The organism is Pseudomonas protegens (assembly GCF_013407925.2).
GTDB lineage: Bacteria > Pseudomonadota > Gammaproteobacteria > Pseudomonadales > Pseudomonadaceae > Aquipseudomonas > Aquipseudomonas fluorescens_AP.
This window is the reverse complement of sequence record NZ_CP060201.1, coordinates 3,892,574-3,909,196: the sequence shown is the minus strand read 5'-3', so window position 1 is coordinate 3,909,196 and position 16,623 is coordinate 3,892,574. Positions and strand designations below refer to the sequence as shown.

Below are 16,623 nucleotides of genomic sequence, written 5' to 3'. Positions count from 1 at the left end.
CCGTAGGCGCTGGCTTGCCAGCGAAGCGCCCGCCATCCATCTGAATCCAGATTTTTTTCAATCTGCCCTATCACTTTTCCAATCTCGTCCGGCACCTAGGCAATTGCGAAACATTTCCATTCAGGAGCCGCCCTATGTCCCGCTCGCTAGACACCCTGTTACGCCCCAGCCTGCTGGCTGTTGCCATCGCCTTCTGCGCCCCGCTGGCCAGCCAGGGCCTGATGGCCGCCGAGCAAGCGTCCAGCGTGCGCGCCTACGACCTGCCGGCCGCGCCCCTGGCCAGCACCCTGAACCAGATCGCCAGCCAGGCCGGCCTGGCCCTGAGCCTTGATCCGTCCCTGGCGGCGGGCAAGACCTCGGCCCCGGTCAAGGGCCAGTTCGATGCCCCAGGCGCCCTGCGTGAGGCCCTGCGCGGCACCGGTTTGCAGTTGCAACACAGCAGCGCCGGCAGCTACAGCCTGGTGGCAAGCACCGACGCCGTGGTCGCCCTGCCGGAAACCAACATCACCGGCCAGAGCAGCTATGAAACGGCGTGGGGACCAGTCGAGGGCTACATGGCCAAGCGCACTGCCGTCGGCACCAAGACCGATACCGAACTACGTGAAGTGCCTCGCTCCATCTCCGTCGCTACCCGTGAACAGATGAGCGACCGTGCGGTACAGAACCTCGACGATGCCGTGCGCTACATGCCCGGTGTCACCGCCAGCAGCTACGGCAGCGACAGCCGCGCCGAGTGGCTGAAGGTGCGGGGCTTCGAACCCACCCAGTTCCTCGATGGCCTGCCCCTGCCAAAGGGCACCTACACCATGCCCAAGCTGGAAACCTGGGACCTGGAGCGTGTAGCCCTGCTCCGCGGCCCGGCGTCTTCGGTCTACGGCCAGACGCCACCCGGGGGCTTGCTGGACATGGTCAGCCGCCGCCCGGAAGACAGCAGCAGCCACGAAGTGCAATTGCAGATCGGCAGCTACCAGCGCAAGCAGATCAGCTTCGACAGCACTGGCCCCATCGATGACGAAGGGCGTTTCCTGTATCGCGTCAGTGGCGTGGTCCGCGACAGCAACACCGCCATCGAGCACAACCAGGACAAGCGTTACAACCTGGCCCCCAGCCTGACCTGGAACATTGACGAAGACACCAAGCTGACCTTCCTCAGCCAGTTCAACCGTGACGATACCGGCATCACCAGCCAGTTCCTGCCGTTGCAGGGCACCAAACTGGCGAGCCCGGCGGGCGAGATCAAGTACCACAAGAACCTCGGCGATCCGAGCTGGGAATACTACGACAAGACCTACTACGCACTGGGTTACGCCTTCGAGCACCGCCTGGATGACGTCTGGCAGTTCCGCCAGAACCTGCGCTACACCAAGAGCGACCTGTCGTTCCAGGGCATCACCGCCGGTGGCAGCTACTGGCCCAACAAGCCCGACCAGGCGGTGAGTGCCGACGGCACCGTGCGCCGTGGCGCCAACATCGTCAACGAGGACATCAGCCAGTTCGCCGTGGACAACAACTTCCAGGCCGACTTCGACACCGGCGAGCTCAAGCACACCCTGTTGCTGGGCCTGGACTACCAGCGCGTCAACACCAACTACAAGTGGCTGTACGGTGAAGCGCCCACCAGCAACATCATCAACCCGGTCTACGGTCAGGATTTCAGCAAAGTCGCCTACTTTGCATACAACGACTACAACCAGAAGCGCCAGGGCACCGGGCTCTACGTCCAGGACCAGATGGCCCTGGACAACTGGCGCCTGACCCTGGGCGGGCGCCAGGACTGGCTGCACACCGAATCCCGGTTCTACAACCTCGCCAACAAGCCCCACGATGAGCGCAACGACCAGGCCTTCACCGGCAACGCGGCCCTCAGCTACGTCTTCGACTCCGGCTTTACCCCCTACATTTCCTACGCCGAATCCTTCCAGGCCGAGCCCGGCGGTAACGCCAAAGGCCAGGCCTTCGAGCCCAGCACCGGCAAGCAGTACGAACTGGGCCTCAAGTATCAGCCTCCGGGCAGCGACATGCTGTTCACTGCCGCGGTATACGACCTGACCCGGCAGAACATCGTCCTCACCGACAGCCTGGGCGTCAGCCGCCCACTGGGTGAGGCCAAGGTCCGCGGCTTCGAGCTGGAAGCGGTGGGCAACGTCAATGAGAACCTCAAGCTGACGGCCGCCTATACCTATGCCAACAGCAAGATGACCAAGGTCGGCGACCCTCAGGACAAGAACCGCCCACTGCCATTGACCCCGGAAAACCAGGCTTCGATCTGGGCCGACTACACCTGGCACAACGGCTTGCTGGACGGCTTCGGCGTAGGCTTCGGCGCCCGCTATATCGGCGAGACCAACAACGTACCGGCAGGCAACCTGGCCTATGTCGCGCGCAAATCCGACGGCGACACGGCGTCCTACACCGTGTATGACGCCGCGGTGCACTACGATCTCGGCCGCCTGGACAGCTCGCTCAAGGGCGCCAGCGTAGCCCTCAACGCCAACAACGTGTTCGACAAGGAATACATGTCGACCTGCGACGGCACCTACTGCTACTACGGCGACCGCCGCAACGTCATGGCCAGCGTCAATTACAAATTCTAAGAAGGGAAAACCCTCGCCGAAGGGCCGCCTGAACCGCGGCCCTTTTGCCAATGGAGCCTCGATGAAAAGCACGACCATCCGCCGCTGGTCCTTGATCCACACCTGGTCCAGCCTGATCTGCACGGTGTTCCTGATGATGCTGGCGCTCACCGGCCTGCCGCTGATCTTCCACCACGAGATCGACCACCTGCTGGGGGACGCGCCACAGCTGCGGGAAATGCCCGCCGACACCCCGCACCTGGACCTGCAACAGCTGGTCCAGGCCGCCGAAGCCCACCGCCCGGGGGAAGTCATGCAGTACTTCGGCTGGGACGAAGACGAGCCCAACGGTGTGATGGCGATCATGGCCAAGACCGCCGGCACCGAACCCAATTCGTCCCACACCTTCATGCTCGACGCCCGCACCGGCGAAGCCGTGGCCATGCCCTCGGCCAATGGCGGGCTGATGATGGTCATGCTGCGCCTGCATGTGGATATGTTCGCCGGGCTCCCGGGCAAACTGCTGCTGGCCTTCATGGGCCTGCTGTTTGTGCTGGCGATCGTCTCCGGCACGGTGCTGTACCTGCCGTTCATGCGCCGCCTGAAGTTCGCCACGGTGCGCCAGGACAAATCCAGCCGCCTGCGCTGGCTCGACCTGCACAACCTGATTGGCGTGGTCACCCTGACCTGGGCCCTGGTGGTGGGGGTGACCGGGGTCATCAGCGCCTGCGCCGACCTGATCATCGCCGCCTGGCGCAACGACAGCCTCAGCGCCATGGTCGCGCCCTACCGCGACGCCCCGCCGCTGACCTCGCTGGCTCCCGCCAGCCGCCTGCTGGAGATCGCCCGGGAAGCCGCCCCGGGCATGCAACCGGACTTCATCGCCTTCCCCGGCACGCGCTTTTCCAGCGAGCACCACTACGCGGTGTTCCTCAAGGGCGGCAGCCACCTGACCTCGCACCTGCTGACCCCGGTGCTGATCGACGCCAGCAGCCTGCAGGTCACCGCCGTCGGCGAACGGCCCTGGTACATGGACGCCATGGGCATGTCCCAGCCGCTGCATTTCGGTGACTACGGCGGTCTGCCGATGAAGCTGCTGTGGGCGGCGCTGGATGTGCTGACCATGATTGTCCTGGGCAGCGGCCTGTACCTGTGGACCGTCCGCCGCCGGGCCGGCAAGCCGACCCGGGAGGGGCGCCGATGAAGCCGCGGCAAGCCAGTTTCTGGAAGGTCTTCGGCGCGCCCCTGGCGCTTGGCCTGCTCTGCGCCGCCGGGTTGTTCGCCGCGCTGCTGGGGGACGGCGTCTGGGACAGCCTGAGCTGGCTGGGCCTGGGCCTACCGACGCTGATCGCCCTGCGCGGCCTGTTGCGGCGCCAGCCGCCGGCCTGAGCCCGGCACCGGAAAGCCGCGCCACAGGTACATCGAAAGCCCGAGGCCGATCAGCATCACCGGAATGAACACGCGGTTTTCCTGAAACGCCTCGATGGCCACCAGCACGCTGAACAAGGCCAGCCCCAGTAACGGCACATAGCTGGCCGCCAGGCTCCAGCGCCACAGCTGAGTCACCGGGTCGGGGCCGCGCAGGCGCAGCAGCACGCAGACCAGGCCCGGCAGGGCCAGCGCCGGCAACGCCCAGTACCAGGCGATGTAGGCGAACGCCATGATCAGCTCCGGCTCACCCTCGCCCTTGCGGCGGAACTCGTACTGCAGGGCCAGGTACACCGCCAGCGCGCCCAGCAAGGTCAGGGCCAGGCTGTACAACCCGTGCAGAAGATAGGACCTGCGCATTCATCACTCCTTGTCGCTACTGTCGCTCGCCCCTGTGGCCCATGCCACCGGCTGCGCTAAGATCCCCGGGCTGCGAGACTTCCACCCGCGAGGAATATTCATGTCCACCCCAAGCATGACGCTGTTCCACAACCCGGCATCACCTTACGTGCGCAAAGTCATGGTGCTGCTGCATGAAACCGGGCAATTGAACCGGGTCGCCCTGCACGGCTGCCAACTGACCCCGGTCAGCCCGGACGCCGCCCTGAACCAGGACAACCCCCTGGGCAAGATTCCCGCCCTGCGCCTGGCCGACGGTCAGGTGCTGTACGACAGCCGGGTGATCCTCGATTACCTGGACCAGCAACACGTCGGCAACCCGCTGATCCCCCGGGACGGCTCGGCCCGTTGGCGGCGCCTGACCCTCGCGGCCCTGGCCGACGGGATCATGGACGCCTCGGTGCTGGTGCGCTACGAACTGGCCCTGCGCGCCCCGGAAAAACACTGGGAGCAGTGGCTCGACGGCCAGCGCGACAAGATCCGCCGCGCCCTGGCGGTGCTGGAAGCCGAGGCGATTGCCGAACTGGCCAGCCACTTCGACGTGGCCGCCATCAGCGTCGCCTGCGCCCTGGGTTACCTGGACTTCCGCCACCCCGATCTGGAGTGGCGCCAGGACCAGCCGCAACTGGCCGCCTGGTACTTGGAGGTCAGCCAGCGGCCATCGATGCTGGCGACCCGGCCGCCGGTCTAATCGGTCAGGCGCTCCGGCCTGTTCGCCGGCAAGCCGGCTCCTGCCGCACGGGGAGCGGCCTGCTGGCGCACCCGCCACCACGCCTCCGGTGGAAACAACTGACCAATCCGCTGCGTCAGGCACTCGCGCTGACGCTGGTCCTCACGCAAACCCAGCGACCTACTCATGGACGGCCTCCAGGTCGAACTGCAGGGGCGCCGGTTGCTTGCGCTGGCCCAGGCCATACCAGTCCAGCTTGCGGGTCAGCACCATGAACACGCCCAGCAAGCCGAACAGCAACAGCGAGCCCATCAGCAGCGCATAGTCCTCGGCGCTGAGCAGGCCATACAGCAAGCCGTACAAGGCCGCCAGCGAGAGCGCGAACACCGCGCCATTGCGCCAGCTGTGCAGCACATGGCTGACATAGAAGCCGATCAGGCCGACACAGGCCGCCGCCGACACGCCATAGGCCAGCTCGAACCCCAGGTGTTCCGACAGCGACAGCAGCAACAGGTAGAAGAACGCCAGCGCCACGCCCACCAGGCCGTACTGGATCGGGTGCACCGACAGGCTCTTGAGCACCTCGAAGAGAAAGAACCCGGCAAAGGTCAGGCCGATGAACAGCAGCGCGTATTTGATCGCCCGGTCGCTCTTCAGGTACTGGTCCACCGGGTCGATGAAGCTCACGCCAAAGCTGCGGCTGTTGAAGTCCTGGCATTGGCTGCTGTAGGCGCAGCGCTCCATGGCCTGCTCCAGGTTGGTGGAGAAGAACGAGGTCTGCCAGATCGCCGAAAAGCCCTGCTCGGTGACTTCACGCTGCACCGGCAGATAGTTGCCGACAAAGCTCGGATGGGGCCAGTTGGCCGTCAGCAGCACCTTGCTGGTCTTGCCTACCGGCAACACCTGAAGTTGCCCGGTGCCCTGCAGGCGCAGGTCGAAGGCGAAGTCCAGGCGGGTGCTCTTCTTCAGATCCAGGGGCGGCAGCAGTACGTGCACGCCTTCGTCCAGCCAGCTGACAAAGGTGCCCGGGGCAAAGTCCAGGGTCTGGCCATTGAGCTGCAGTTGCAGGGCGTTTTCGATACCGCGGATATCGCTGATGCCCACCGCCAGGAACGGCTGGTCAAACTGGTAATCAGCGAAGTCCTCCTTGATGCCGTACTGCTCGGGCACGGCGAAATGGCCGCTGAGGTGGTTGTCGGCGTGGAACAGCCGCGCCTCATAGATCCCCCGGGCGCGCAGCTCGGTCTGGGCCTTGCTGTCCAGCTCGAAATGCTCCGGCAGGAAGAACAGCCGCCCCTGTTGCTCGCTGGTTTCCTGGTAGCGCTTCTTGGTCTTGTCGTCGGTTTTCCAGGTGCGCACGGTCTTGCGGTAGTCCACCACCATTACCGGGCCGCTGATCTGCTGCTGGGTACTGGAGCTGCGGGCGATGTCTTCGAGCACGCCATCGCGCAGGCTCTGGCGCTCGCTGATCAGGCCGCTGATCATCAGCAGCGGTATCAGCAACAGCAGGATCAACAGGCCAATGGCCCCGAGTTTGAAGGTCAGGTTACGGTTCATGAGGCTCTCCCAATTGCAATGAGAGAGAGTCTGGAACGCGGCCATGGGGGTTTTATGGGGGCAATGTGGAGACTCTGTGGAGAATCTCCGTTCAGGGCAGACGCAAAGTCACCTGCACCCCGCCCGGGACGTTTTCGATGTGCATCTGGCCGCCATGCAGCTGCACCACCTCTTCGACGAAATTCAGCCCCAGGCCGGTGCTCTTGCGCCCGCTGTCCGGGCGCGGCAGCGAGTAGAAACGCTCGCACAGGCGCGGCAGGGCGTAGTCCGGAATCGGCTCGCCCTGGTTGAACAGCACCAGCTCCACGCCCTCCTCCACAGCGTGCGCGCTGCAACGCAGCAGGCCGCCCACGGGGCTGAAGTCCAGGGCGTTGGTCAGCAGGTTGCCCAGGGCCTGGCGCAGCAGGAACGGCTCGCCGGACCAGGCCAGGTCCGCCGGCACCCGCAGTTCCACCTGCAGTTGCTTGCCTTCGATACGCCCGTGCTGGCTGTTCAGCAGCTCCTTGCACAACGGCGCCAGGGGTACATTCACCCGCTCTTCCAGGCCTTGGCGCTGTTCCACTTGTGCCAGGTTCAACAGGCGCTCGATCAACTGCTGCATGCGCGCGCTTTCGCTGTCGATATTGCCGACGAAGCGCTGGCGCTGCTCCAGGGGCATCTCGCTCTGCAACAGCTCCGCCGCCCCACGAATCGCCGCCAGCGGGCTCTTCAGTTCGTGGGTCAGGGTGTGCACGTAGCGCTCGACATAGGCCTTGCCTTCGAGCTGGGTGCGCATGTGTTCCACCGCCGTCGCCAGTTGCTCCAGCTCGCCACCGCGATAGTGCGGCAGCTCGGCACGGCGCCCTTCACTGACCGCCAGGGCGTAGGCGGTCATGCGTCGCAGCGCCGCGCTCAGCCACCAGGACAGCAAGGCACCAAACAGCAGGCCCATGGCGATCAGCCCGGCGCCGTACCACAGCAGGCGGCGTTCGGTGCGGTCGACATAGGGCTGCAGGGAACTGTTGGGCTTGGCCACGGTGACCACGCCGATGATCTGGCCGTTGTCGCGGATCGGCGCGCCCACGTGCATCACCGAGGAGTTGGGATCGTCGGCCAGCGAGCGCGACGAACGCGCGCCATATTGGCCGCGCAGGGTCAGGTACACGTCGTTCCAGCGCGAATAATCCTGGCCCACCGCCAGGCCGCTGGAGTCCAGGACCACGATGCCCTTGGCGTCGGTGACGTAGATGCGGTGGTTGACCTGATTCTTCGGCAGGCCCCAGATGGTCGCCGCCGGTTGCCGCTCGCCATAGGCGCGCAGCAGCTGCGGCCAGCGGTTCTCGCTGAGGGTGCCGGCCTTGAAATCGTCCCGCAGGATCTCCGCCAGCAGGTTGGCGGTGTCCACCAGGGTTTCCTCGGTGGACTGGCGCACGCCGGGGCGGATTTCCTTCATCACCGTGCTCAGCACGAAATAGCCGGTCAGGCTGATGAACAGCAAATAGACCAGGAAGATGCGGATGCCCAGGGTCATCAGGCGTGGCTCGGGCTGTAGCTGTAGCCCAGGCCGCGATGGGTCTGGATCGGCTCGGCCTCGGCCGCCACCAGGCGCAGCTTGGCCCGCAGGCTTTTGATGTGGCTGTCGATATTGCGCTCGTAGCCCACATCCGCCACCACCCCCAGGGCGTCCAGCAACTGCTCGCGGCTGAACACTCGCTCGGGCTGCTCCAGCAGGCATTGCAACAGGCGAAATTCGTGGCGGGTCAGGCTCAGGGGCTGAGCCCGGTAGCTGATCTGCACCCGCTCCGGGTCGATGACAAACAGCGCCGGGGCCACCTCGGGAGCCGCTCGCGGAGCCATGCGCTTGAGGATCGCCTTGACCCGCGCCGCCACTTCCCGCGGGCTGAAGGGCTTGACCACATAATCGTCGGCGCCGATCTCCAGGCCCACCACCCGGTCGATCTCACCGTCCCGGGCGCTGAGGAACATCACCGGCACTTCGCTGAAGCGCCGCAGCTGCTTGCAGGTTTCGAAGCCGCTGATATCCGGCAGGCCGATATCGAGGATGATCAGGTCCGCCGGAGTCGCCTGCTGATAGTCCAGGGCCGCACGCCCCAGGCTCAGCCAGGTGGTGGTGAAACCTTCGCCTTGCAGGGCAAAGATCAGGGTGTCGGCAATCGCCGCTTCGTCTTCGACAATCAGGATATGGGGCATGGCATCCAAGCGCGCAAATTCAGTGGGCGAACGGTGCCGGATGCCCGGTATCCCGTCAATCAGCAGTCGGGCTTGTCGGCGGTATAGCGCCGCGCCGGGTTCACCGCCGCGCCGAATTCCCGCAGCGCCTTGGCGCCAATCAGCAGCGGGTAGTTGAAGCTGCTGCGGTCGGTGAGGTTGACCTCCACCGTACGCTTGACGTTGCCCAGGCACATCTCCAGCTCCACCACCGGGCGCTTGGCCGACTGCGGTTCTTCGGCCTCGTCGCCCTCGTCGGCGCGGCTCTTGATCTTGCTGATGCGCGCCACCTTGTGTTCATAGACCTTGTTCCCGGCATCCTTGGTGGCCAGGCGGAAACGCACCCAGTCCTCGCCATCGCGGGTAAAGGTCTGGATATCCCTGGCCGACAGCGACGCGGTCAGGGCCCCGGTGTCCATCTTGGCCTGCAGGGTTTCGCCGATTTCCGGCAGGCGAATGTATTCGTAACGGCCATACAGGGTCGGCTCGGCGGCCATCACCGGCAGCGCCAACAGCGAAACAAGAGCAAGGACAGATTTCACGACAGTGGATTCCTTGAAGAGAGGGGCAGCGGGATTTTAGACCGCGGCCAACCAAATGGTTCGGATAAAGGCAGCTGCAAGCCGCAAGCCTCAAGCTTGGAGCTCGCCGCTTGCCGCTTGCCATTTGGCGTACCCGCCGAAGCTGCTTATCATGGCGCGCTCAAAAGATTGCCAAGAGTGCCTTATGCGCCGCCTGCTCACCGGCTGTTTCGTCACCCTGCTCCTGCTGCTCAACACCCTGGTGCTGTTCGGCCCGCTGATGGTGTTTGCCCTGCTCAAGCTGGTCCTGCCCGGACGTCTGCGCGATTACGCCTCGGCCGCGGTGATGTGGATCGCCGAAACCTGGGCCGAGATCGACAAGCTGATCTTTGCCTGCTGCATCCCGACCCGCTGGGACATTCGCGGCGGCGACGGCCTGCGGGTCGATACCTCCTACCTGGTGGTGAGCAACCACCAGTCCTGGGTCGACATCCCGGCGCTGATCCAGACCCTCAACCGGCGCACGCCGTTCTTCAAGTTCTTCCTCAAGAAGGAACTGATCTGGGTGCCGTTCCTCGGTCTGGCCTGGTGGGCCCTGGACTACCCCTTCATGAAGCGCTACAGCAAGGCCTTCCTGGCCAAGCACCCGGAACTGCAAGGCAAGGACCTGGAAATCACCAAGGCCGCCTGCGAGCTGTTCAAGCGCCAGCCGGTGACCGTGGTCAACTACCTGGAAGGCACCCGCTTCACCCCGGCCAAGCGCCAGCAACAGAACTCACCCTTCCAGCACCTGCTCAAGCCCAAGGCCGGCGGCGTGGCCTTCGTCCTCGCGGCCCTGGGCGAACAGCTGGACGCGGTGCTGGACGTGACCGTGGTCTATCCCCAAGAACGCATTCCCGGCTTCTGGGACCTGATCAGCGGCAGCGTGCCCAAGGTGATCATCGACATTCGCACCCGCGAACTGGACCCGGCGCTGTGGCACGGCGATTACGAAAACGACCCGGTGTTCCGCCAGCAGGTGCAGGACTGGGTCAACCAGCTGTGGACCGACAAGGACCAGCGCATCAGCGAATTGCTGGGCGAACGCCGCTGATCAATCGCTGATCACGTGGGGCAGGAAGCGACTGCTGTCCTTGGTGATCGGCGAGTTGTCCTCGCGTATGCCGATCCCCGCCGGCTGATCGCCGATCACCCAACTGCCAATCACCGTGTGATTGCCGGCAAACACCGGCAGCGGGTGAAACTGCTGGCGAATGCACGGCCCACCGCCGTAGGGCCCGGCCTCGATCAGGCGCTCGCCGCCCTCGGTGCAGATCTCCACATTGGCGCCCTCTCGGGAAAAGAACGGCTTGCGCACCCAGCCTGCACCCAGGCTGGCAGTGGGGTCGTCGTCGATAAACGCCGGCAGCAGGTTCGGATGCCCCGCATGCCGTTCCCAGAGCAGGGCCAGCGCGCCCTTGTTGGAGAGGATCGCCTTCCACGGCGGCTCGACAAATTGCGTGCCGCTGCCGGCAATCGCCGGGCCGTAGGCTTCGTTGAACAGATGCTCCCAGGGATAGAGCTTGAACAGGCTGTCGATGGGCATCTCCAGCAGGTCGACGAAACGCCCGCCGGCATTCAGGCCGATGTCCTCGATGGCAATCAGGCGCGTGCCCAGGCCAGCCTGACGGGCGATATCGCGCAGGTATTCGACGGTGCCACGGTCCTCCAGCGAATCGCGCACCGAGGCAAAGTGCATCGGCGACTTGAAACCGCCCTGGACGAAGGCCTGCAGCAGCTTGTCCTCGATGCTGTTGAACTGATCGCAGCCGGCCGGCAACTGCCCGCGCTGCATCTGCTGCTCAAGCCAGACGTACTGGAAGAAGCTCGCCTCATACAGCGAAGTCGGCGTGTCGTAATTGGTCTCCAGCAACTTGGCCGGGCCGCTGCCGTCGTAGCACAGGTCCATGCGCCCGTAGAGATGGGGCTCGCCCTGCTTCCACGATTGGCGGATCAATTCGTGAAAGGCCGCAGGGATGGCCAGGCGCTGCAGCAGCTCTTCGCTGTCCACCACTTCGGCCACCAGGGCCATGCACAGCTCGTGCAGTTCCTGGGTCGGGTCTTCCAGGTCGTCTTCGATCTGCCGCAGGCTGAAGCGGTAGTAGGCCGACTCGTCCCAGTACGGCTCGCCGTCGAAGGTGTGGAAGGCAAAGCCCAACTGCTCCGCCGTGGCCTGCCAATCCGCCCGCGGGGTGCTGGGGATGCGCTTCAAGAACCGAAGCTCCAGCTGCTGCGACTGGAGGAGCCGAAACCGCCACGGCTGACCACCTCATGAGCCCCGGCCAGGGGATTACCGCTGCTGGTGAAATGTTCCGGCAGGGACATGCCGAAACGCCCACCGTTGGCGTGAAAAAAGGTCCTGCCGTTCTCCACTTGCTGGCTGAGGGTGCTCAGTTGCGAGCCGCCGCGACCGTCACGCTCCTTGTACAGCGCCTCGCTGAAATAGCGCGGCTCGGGCGTGGAGTCCAGGCCGATCCAGCGCCAGAAGCTGGAACCCGAACGGGCGCTGCCACCACCACCACCACCACCACCACCACCACCACCACCACCACCACCAGAGCTGCTGGAACTGCTGGAGCTGGCCTGCTCGGGTGGCTCGTCCTCGGGCTGGACCGGCACCGTGCGCTGGGTGGTCAGGGCGACGCCCTTGGCAATCGGCACGTAGGCGCGGTTGTCACTGGAAACCATGCAGTTGCCCGCGAAGAAGTCGTCTTCACAGCGTTGCAGGTCGAGATAACGCGGCGCTATCAGCTCTCCACGCTCGCGGGCATCATCGAAAGCGCCCTGGCAGATCGCGGACGGAACCTGCGCCAGCACGCAATCGCGGACGCTGCTGAAATGCTGGGTCTGGCGCACTTCCCGGGTTGCCTGAGGCTGGCCATCACAAGCAGCCAAGGCGAACGGCACACTGCCCAGCAGCACCAGGCGCACGCTTTTACTGCGTTTCATGCCGGCGCCCTCAGACTGATGGGGTCATGCAGGCCGCATTCAGCAGGCCAACACCGACAGACACCGAAGCCACCAGGATCGCCGCGGAATTTTCCTGATTGGCGATGCGCTGGGACAGCCCCTTGAGGGTCAGGCTGACGACAAAGAACGCCAGCACCTGCACCACCGAGGCAATGCCGGCCCAAAGCAGGAAATCGATGATCGAAATGGAATGGGAAATCGCGCTAGCCACCGGAATGGCAAAGCCCAGCAAGGCGCCGGACAAGGCGATGGAAGCGGCACTGTTGCCCTGGCGGATCAGGGCGAATTCGTTATAGGGGGTCAGGCGCGTGTAGATGAACGCGTAGAGGGCAAACACCAGGGCGGCGCCCAGCATGTAGAGCATGAAACCGAGCACCGCGTCGGCGGGCAAAGACATCTTCAGTGCATCCATGAACATCGCGTTCGAGCTTCCTTGGAAAACGGGGCGCGAGATATAGCACAGGCCGGATTGGGCGAAAACTCCGGGAAAGGTAAAGGCGAGTGTTCCAACCTTCAGGAAAAGCCCCGACGCGCCCGGCGCCGGGGCTGCAGGGCGTTACTTGGCCACGCCCCAGATGCCGCTCAGGCTTTGCAGTAGGGAACCGCCGACGCCCTGCTGGCCCAGGTACTGCAAGATCAGCGGGGCAAACTGGCCGATCATGCCGCTGTCCATGCCCAGGGCGCCAAAGGCGTTGTTCAGGTCATTGGTGTCCTTGACATTACCCAGGGCGCTGTCCAGGCCGGCGGTTTTGCCGGAAGACTGATCGAGCAGGCCACCCAAGGCGCCCAGGCTGCCCAGGGCGTTGCTGCCCGAGAGCTGGTCAATGCCCGGCACGCTTTTGCTCAGTTGCGAATAGTCCGAACCGCTGAGTTGATTCTTCGCCAGGCCGAGCATGGCGCCAGTGCCGCCGATGGCTTGCTCGGGGGTGACATTGAGTTGCGCCAGGGTGCCCAGCAGACCGGCAGTCTGGGAGGTCGGCGCGGCAGCGGCAGCCTTGTCGCCGCCCTGCATGCCGGCAATGGCGTTGGCCGCATCGTTCAGGCTGAAACCGCCGGCCAGAGCCGAACCGGCTGCCAGGGTCATCAGGGTAGCCAGGGCGAAACCGCGTGGAATATTCATCGAAACAACCTCATGGGGCGGGAAACCGTCCGGACTCGGGCGGCGGGAAAACAGTGTTTTGACTCGAACCCCCGGCGAATGTTCCAGCGCCTGCCCTGCCGTCCGGCGCCTGCATCCAGGCCCGCCGCTGCTGCGTATATCGTCCACGAGCGCCACCCGGGCTCCGGCATGAGGCAGCAGGACGTGAATGGAACAACCGCACACCCTGGACTAATCTCTGGCTGCGTCAGTCGGCGCCTGTCGCTGGCCCTTGTCCCCGTTCCTGCCAGGAGAATCGCCATTTCGAGCCTCGACCCCGATCAGCTGCGGCACCTGCTGGCCCAGTGTTCACTGGGCGACCGCCGGGCCTTCGAAACCCTCTACCGCATGGTTGCCCCACGTCTGCACGGCGTCGCCCTGCGCTTCATGGGCCGTCGCGATCTGGCCGAGGAAGTGCTGCAGGAAAGCTTCGTGCGCATCTGGAACAACGCCGTGCGCTACCAGCCGCACCTGTCCGCGCCCCTGACCTGGATGGTCAACATCACCCGCAACCAGGCCATCGACCAGTTGCGCAAACACCGCGAACGGCCCCTGGGCGAACTCGAAGAACAACAGCTGGAGGATCAAAGCCCTTCGGCCCACGACCAGCTGGACAGCGCCCGCTCCGCCCGGGCCCTGAACCGCTGCCTGGACAGCCTCGACGGCATGCAGCGCCAATCCATCACCGTGGCCTACTTCCAGGGCCTGTCCTGCTCGGAGCTGGCCGAACACCTGGCCGCGCCCCTGGGCTCGGTCAAATCCTGGATTCGTCGGGGCATGGAACGCCTGCGCCGGTGCCTTGAATCATGAACTATCAAACCCCAGAACGCCGTCGCGCCCTGGCCGCCGACTACGCCATCGGCCTGATGCAGGGCGCCGCGCGCCGGCGCTTCGAAATGCTCCTGCTGGACGACGCGGCCCTGCGCGAAGAACTGGCGCGGTGGCAGGAAAGCCTTGCCAGCCTGACCGAAGCCATCCCCGAACAAGCAGTACCGGAACAGGTGTGGCAAGGCATCCAGGCACGCATCCAGCCCCAGGTCCTGCACTTGCCGAAGAAGAACCCGCTGTGGATGCGCCTGCGCCTGGCGCTTGCCGCCTGCGCCGTGCTGGCGACCCTGTACATCGGCTTTATCCAGCAGAGCGATCAGGTGCGCTACAGCGCCACCCTGCTCAGCGCCGACCAGCAACCAGCGCTGCGGATCAAGGCCCACGCCCAGTACCTGCAAGTCGAGCCCCTGACCCTGGCGGCGATTGGCCTGGACCGCAGCCTGGAACTCTGGGCGATTCCTGCCGACGGCAAACCGATTTCCCTCGGCGTAGTGCCGGTGGGCGGCCAAGGCAAGATCAACCTGAACCCGGCCCAACGCGAACTGCTGGGCACCCCGATCGCCCTGGCGGTGAGCCTGGAACCCCACGGTGGCTCGCCCACCGGCCAGCCCACCGGGCCGGTGCTGTATCAAGGGCAATTGGCGGCGCTCTGACGGCCGCCTTCGCCGGCAAGCCGGCTCCTACAAGGCCCGACTTGTGTAGGAGCTGGCTTGCCAGCGAAGCCGCCAGCGCTAAACTCCCCGGCCCCCACACCTTTCGGCGCCTGCTGTGAAACCATTCCCCATCAGAGTGGCCCTCTACGGCTGCATCGCCCTGGCCCTGAGCATCCCCCTCATCGTCTGGACCCTGGGCCGCCCCATCGACAGCAGCCACTGCTCGGACACGGTCCCAGGCCCCCTGAGCGAGTTCATCAGCCAGTACTTCCGTGAGACAAACGGCGCCCACTGGCAAGAGGAAATCAACTCACTGATCATTCTCGGAATCCCGGAGGCCCAGGCCCTGGCTCGCCAGTCCCCGGCCCACTACTGCGACGCCCTGAACCTGTTGGAAAACCCGCAACGCGCGCCCACGGAAAAATTTCATACCGCGGTGCTGATGCTCTCGCTGCCCATCGACTACTACCTGGACTTCATGGACCGCAGCCACCAGCTGTATCAGCGCGGGCTCATCGACCGATCAGTCCTCAGCATGGTGCTGATGCCAAGAGGCACGGCGCTGAACTACTGGTGGCTGCCCCAGTGGCGCTCGCGTTTCCAGCGGGATGCGCCGGGGCTTTTTAGCGATGACCAGATGAAGGAGATCCTTCGGGGAGAACACTGGTTCGACTACCCGGGCCGGGGTTATTGATCGAGTCGGATTTACAGGCAACGAGAAGCCCGCCAATAGGCGGGCTTTTCAGTCGGCATGAACTATCTGAACAATTCGGCATGGCTGCCCAGGTCGACAAAGGTCACAAGACCGGCTCGGGCCACGTCATAAATCAGCAGAAAATCGCCACCGATATGACACTCCCTGAAACCGTCCCACTCCCCCTTCAGCGCATGATCGAGGTACTGCGCCGGTAGCGGCTCCCCCAGGAACAGCAGCACCATGACCTTGCGCACTTCGTGCATGTCGCGACGCCCCGCGCGCTGGTAGCGCTCCCAGGACTTTTTAAACTCCGGCGTTTGTGCGCATTGCCTGGGCCGCTCAGCGCGCTTTTGCTTCTTCTCCGGCTTCGCCATCAGCATCCCTCAACATCTCGTCGATCGAATCGTACTGACGACGAATCTCCCGCGCCTGCGCCATGGCACGAGCGGTTTTCTCCGATGGGACACGCACTTCGAAGGGCAGCCCCTGCACGGCCACAACCTGACGCAGGAACAGGCGCATGGCCTCACTGAGGCTCAGCCCGCAGGCTTCCAGCACAGCAGTAGCACTGACCTTCAAGTCCTCGTCTATGCGGCAACGCACGTCAGTGGTTTTCAGTAATGCAGCCAAGGTATCACCTCTATTGGTTATTTGTAGCTACATTGTCGCTACGTTTTTCCATTCTGCGAGGTCGACTCTTTGCGGTCAACCGATTTCAGTGGACCGGCCTCGTGGACAGCGCCTCGTGCACGTTCAGCGACGCTTCAGCGGACGAAACCTTCTGCAAGACATCCACCCCCCAGCGCCTTGCTGCCTCACGCACCAGCGGCTTATAGTCCGCCGGTCGCTCAAATAGCGACCGGGTTTGGCGACCCGACGAACTACGGTCAGAAGCGTCCTGCTTTGTTGGCAGGACGTTCTGCACCCGCAACGTTGCCGTTA

20 protein-coding genes are annotated in these 16,623 nt (G+C 64.5%); 8 read left to right on the top strand and 12 right to left on the bottom strand.

All coding sequences use genetic code 11. From position 1 onward, the window contains the following. Positions 1 to 134: 134 nt before the first annotated feature. The 3 genes from GGI48_RS18115 (at position 135) to GGI48_RS18105 (ending at position 3,962) form a co-directional block, all read left to right on the top strand. Positions 135 to 2,594, top strand: a complete 2,460-nt coding sequence (locus GGI48_RS18115) for a TonB-dependent siderophore receptor (protein WP_179599459.1) — start codon at positions 135 to 137, stop codon at positions 2,592 to 2,594. Between the two features lie 61 nt (positions 2,595 to 2,655). Next, positions 2,656 to 3,777 carry a PepSY-associated TM helix domain-containing protein gene (locus tag GGI48_RS18110; RefSeq protein WP_179599457.1) on the top strand — a complete coding sequence of 374 codons (1,122 nt, stop codon included), beginning with the start codon at positions 2,656 to 2,658 and terminating at the stop codon, positions 3,775 to 3,777. After that, positions 3,774 to 3,962: a hypothetical protein gene (locus tag GGI48_RS18105; RefSeq protein WP_047306394.1), complete on the top strand. Its 189-nt coding sequence runs from the start codon at positions 3,774 to 3,776 to the stop codon at positions 3,960 to 3,962. The genes GGI48_RS18110 and GGI48_RS18105 overlap by 4 nt, the downstream gene beginning before the upstream one ends. Here GGI48_RS18105 and GGI48_RS18100 read toward each other — a convergent pair. Continuing rightward, entirely contained in the window at positions 3,909 to 4,361 is a 453-nt protein-coding gene (locus GGI48_RS18100) for a hypothetical protein (RefSeq protein WP_179599455.1), read from the bottom strand. The two genes, GGI48_RS18105 and GGI48_RS18100, sit on opposite strands and share 54 nt — an antisense overlap. Before the next feature lie 100 nt (positions 4,362 to 4,461). Here GGI48_RS18100 and GGI48_RS18095 point away from each other — a divergent pair, with 100 nt between their 5' ends. Continuing rightward, complete coding sequence (locus tag GGI48_RS18095; RefSeq protein ID WP_047306396.1) at positions 4,462 to 5,091, top strand: glutathione S-transferase N-terminal domain-containing protein; 630 nt, start codon at positions 4,462 to 4,464, stop codon at positions 5,089 to 5,091. Here GGI48_RS18095 and GGI48_RS18090 read toward each other — a convergent pair. From GGI48_RS18090 to GGI48_RS18070, 5 genes are all read right to left on the bottom strand, one after another. Further along, on the bottom strand, positions 5,088 to 5,258 hold the full coding sequence (locus GGI48_RS18090) for a hypothetical protein (RefSeq protein WP_158552868.1): 171 nt from the start codon (positions 5,256 to 5,258) through the stop codon (positions 5,088 to 5,090). The two genes, GGI48_RS18095 and GGI48_RS18090, sit on opposite strands and share 4 nt — an antisense overlap. After that, positions 5,251 to 6,627, bottom strand: a complete 1,377-nt coding sequence (gene creD / locus GGI48_RS18085; RefSeq protein ID WP_179599453.1) for a cell envelope integrity protein CreD — start codon at positions 6,625 to 6,627, stop codon at positions 5,251 to 5,253. Before creD ends, GGI48_RS18090 begins: the two co-directional genes overlap by 8 nt. 91 nt (positions 6,628 to 6,718) lie before the next feature. After that, the gene (gene creC / locus GGI48_RS18080) at positions 6,719 to 8,137 is read right to left on the bottom strand and encodes a two-component system sensor histidine kinase CreC (protein WP_179599451.1); all 1,419 of its coding nucleotides are present in this window, start codon (positions 8,135 to 8,137) and stop codon (positions 6,719 to 6,721) included. Continuing rightward, positions 8,137 to 8,817, bottom strand: coding sequence for a two-component system response regulator CreB (creB, locus tag GGI48_RS18075; RefSeq protein ID WP_179599449.1), 681 nt, complete (start codon positions 8,815 to 8,817; stop codon positions 8,137 to 8,139). The genes creC and creB overlap by 1 nt, the downstream gene beginning before the upstream one ends. 59 nt (positions 8,818 to 8,876) lie before the next feature. After that, positions 8,877 to 9,377 carry an ATP-dependent zinc protease gene (locus tag GGI48_RS18070; RefSeq protein WP_016963060.1) on the bottom strand — a complete coding sequence of 167 codons (501 nt, stop codon included), beginning with the start codon at positions 9,375 to 9,377 and terminating at the stop codon, positions 8,877 to 8,879. Between the two features lie 184 nt (positions 9,378 to 9,561). Between GGI48_RS18070 and GGI48_RS18065 the strand changes: the two genes are divergently transcribed. Continuing rightward, positions 9,562 to 10,449, top strand: a complete 888-nt coding sequence (locus GGI48_RS18065; RefSeq protein WP_179599447.1) for an acyltransferase — start codon at positions 9,562 to 9,564, stop codon at positions 10,447 to 10,449. Here GGI48_RS18065 and GGI48_RS18060 read toward each other — a convergent pair whose 3' ends face one another. The 4 genes from GGI48_RS18060 to GGI48_RS18045 form a co-directional block, all read right to left on the bottom strand. Continuing rightward, a complete protein-coding gene (locus GGI48_RS18060) occupies positions 10,450 to 11,607 on the bottom strand; it encodes a glutathionylspermidine synthase family protein (protein ID WP_179599445.1) in 1,158 nt (385 codons plus the stop codon). After that, positions 11,604 to 12,344, bottom strand: coding sequence for a DUF1190 domain-containing protein (locus GGI48_RS18055; RefSeq protein ID WP_179599443.1), 741 nt, complete (start codon positions 12,342 to 12,344; stop codon positions 11,604 to 11,606). Before GGI48_RS18055 ends, GGI48_RS18060 begins: the two co-directional genes overlap by 4 nt. A gap of 10 nt (positions 12,345 to 12,354) precedes the next feature. After that, the gene (locus GGI48_RS18050) at positions 12,355 to 12,783 is read right to left on the bottom strand and encodes a DUF350 domain-containing protein (RefSeq protein ID WP_092309115.1); all 429 of its coding nucleotides are present in this window, start codon (positions 12,781 to 12,783) and stop codon (positions 12,355 to 12,357) included. Positions 12,784 to 12,921: 138 nt separating this feature from the next. Then, the gene (locus GGI48_RS18045; RefSeq protein WP_179599441.1) at positions 12,922 to 13,485 is read right to left on the bottom strand and encodes a DUF2780 domain-containing protein; all 564 of its coding nucleotides are present in this window, start codon (positions 13,483 to 13,485) and stop codon (positions 12,922 to 12,924) included. Between the two features lie 183 nt (positions 13,486 to 13,668). Between GGI48_RS18045 and GGI48_RS18040 the strand changes: the two genes are divergently transcribed. From GGI48_RS18040 to GGI48_RS18030, 3 genes are all read left to right on the top strand, one after another. After that, positions 13,669 to 14,313 carry a sigma-70 family RNA polymerase sigma factor gene (locus GGI48_RS18040; RefSeq protein ID WP_016963054.1) on the top strand — a complete coding sequence of 215 codons (645 nt, stop codon included), beginning with the start codon at positions 13,669 to 13,671 and terminating at the stop codon, positions 14,311 to 14,313. Continuing rightward, on the top strand, positions 14,310 to 14,984 hold the full coding sequence (locus tag GGI48_RS18035) for an anti-sigma factor domain-containing protein (RefSeq protein ID WP_103741772.1): 675 nt from the start codon (positions 14,310 to 14,312) through the stop codon (positions 14,982 to 14,984). Before GGI48_RS18040 ends, GGI48_RS18035 begins: the two co-directional genes overlap by 4 nt. A gap of 115 nt (positions 14,985 to 15,099) precedes the next feature. Next, positions 15,100 to 15,678, top strand: coding sequence for a hypothetical protein (locus GGI48_RS18030; RefSeq protein ID WP_179599439.1), 579 nt, complete (start codon positions 15,100 to 15,102; stop codon positions 15,676 to 15,678). Positions 15,679 to 15,740: 62 nt separating this feature from the next. Here the strand turns inward: GGI48_RS18030 and GGI48_RS18025 are convergent, their stop codons facing one another. Further along, entirely contained in the window at positions 15,741 to 16,055 is a 315-nt protein-coding gene (locus tag GGI48_RS18025; RefSeq protein WP_179602052.1) for a type II toxin-antitoxin system YafQ family toxin, read from the bottom strand. Beyond that, positions 16,021 to 16,311 carry a type II toxin-antitoxin system RelB/DinJ family antitoxin gene (locus GGI48_RS18020; RefSeq protein WP_060841436.1) on the bottom strand — a complete coding sequence of 97 codons (291 nt, stop codon included), beginning with the start codon at positions 16,309 to 16,311 and terminating at the stop codon, positions 16,021 to 16,023. The genes GGI48_RS18025 and GGI48_RS18020 overlap by 35 nt, the downstream gene beginning before the upstream one ends. Between the last annotated feature and the right edge of the window lie 312 nt (positions 16,312 to 16,623).

What these genes read in the sequence shown, in the direction of transcription:
- GGI48_RS18115 (WP_179599459.1), top strand. Translation starts at nt 135, where the DNA reads ATGTCCCGCTCGCTAGACACCCTGTTACGCCCCAGCCTGCTGGCTGTT.
- GGI48_RS18110 (WP_179599457.1), top strand. Translation starts at nt 2,656, where the DNA reads ATGAAAAGCACGACCATCCGCCGCTGGTCCTTGATCCACACCTGGTCC.
- GGI48_RS18105 (WP_047306394.1), top strand. Translation starts at nt 3,774, where the DNA reads ATGAAGCCGCGGCAAGCCAGTTTCTGGAAGGTCTTCGGCGCGCCCCTG.
- GGI48_RS18100 (WP_179599455.1), bottom strand. Translation starts at nt 4,361, where the DNA reads ATGCGCAGGTCCTATCTTCTGCACGGGTTGTACAGCCTGGCCCTGACC.
- GGI48_RS18095 (WP_047306396.1), top strand. Translation starts at nt 4,462, where the DNA reads ATGTCCACCCCAAGCATGACGCTGTTCCACAACCCGGCATCACCTTAC.
- GGI48_RS18090 (WP_158552868.1), bottom strand. Translation starts at nt 5,258, where the DNA reads ATGAGTAGGTCGCTGGGTTTGCGTGAGGACCAGCGTCAGCGCGAGTGC.
- creD (WP_179599453.1), bottom strand. Translation starts at nt 6,627, where the DNA reads ATGAACCGTAACCTGACCTTCAAACTCGGGGCCATTGGCCTGTTGATC.
- creC (WP_179599451.1), bottom strand. Translation starts at nt 8,137, where the DNA reads ATGACCCTGGGCATCCGCATCTTCCTGGTCTATTTGCTGTTCATCAGC.
- creB (WP_179599449.1), bottom strand. Translation starts at nt 8,817, where the DNA reads ATGCCCCATATCCTGATTGTCGAAGACGAAGCGGCGATTGCCGACACC.
- GGI48_RS18065 (WP_179599447.1), top strand. Translation starts at nt 9,562, where the DNA reads ATGCGCCGCCTGCTCACCGGCTGTTTCGTCACCCTGCTCCTGCTGCTC.
- GGI48_RS18055 (WP_179599443.1), bottom strand. Translation starts at nt 12,344, where the DNA reads ATGAAACGCAGTAAAAGCGTGCGCCTGGTGCTGCTGGGCAGTGTGCCG.
- GGI48_RS18050 (WP_092309115.1), bottom strand. Translation starts at nt 12,783, where the DNA reads ATGTTCATGGATGCACTGAAGATGTCTTTGCCCGCCGACGCGGTGCTC.
- GGI48_RS18045 (WP_179599441.1), bottom strand. Translation starts at nt 13,485, where the DNA reads ATGAATATTCCACGCGGTTTCGCCCTGGCTACCCTGATGACCCTGGCA.
- GGI48_RS18035 (WP_103741772.1), top strand. Translation starts at nt 14,310, where the DNA reads ATGAACTATCAAACCCCAGAACGCCGTCGCGCCCTGGCCGCCGACTAC.
- GGI48_RS18025 (WP_179602052.1), bottom strand. Translation starts at nt 16,055, where the DNA reads ATGGCGAAGCCGGAGAAGAAGCAAAAGCGCGCTGAGCGGCCCAGGCAA.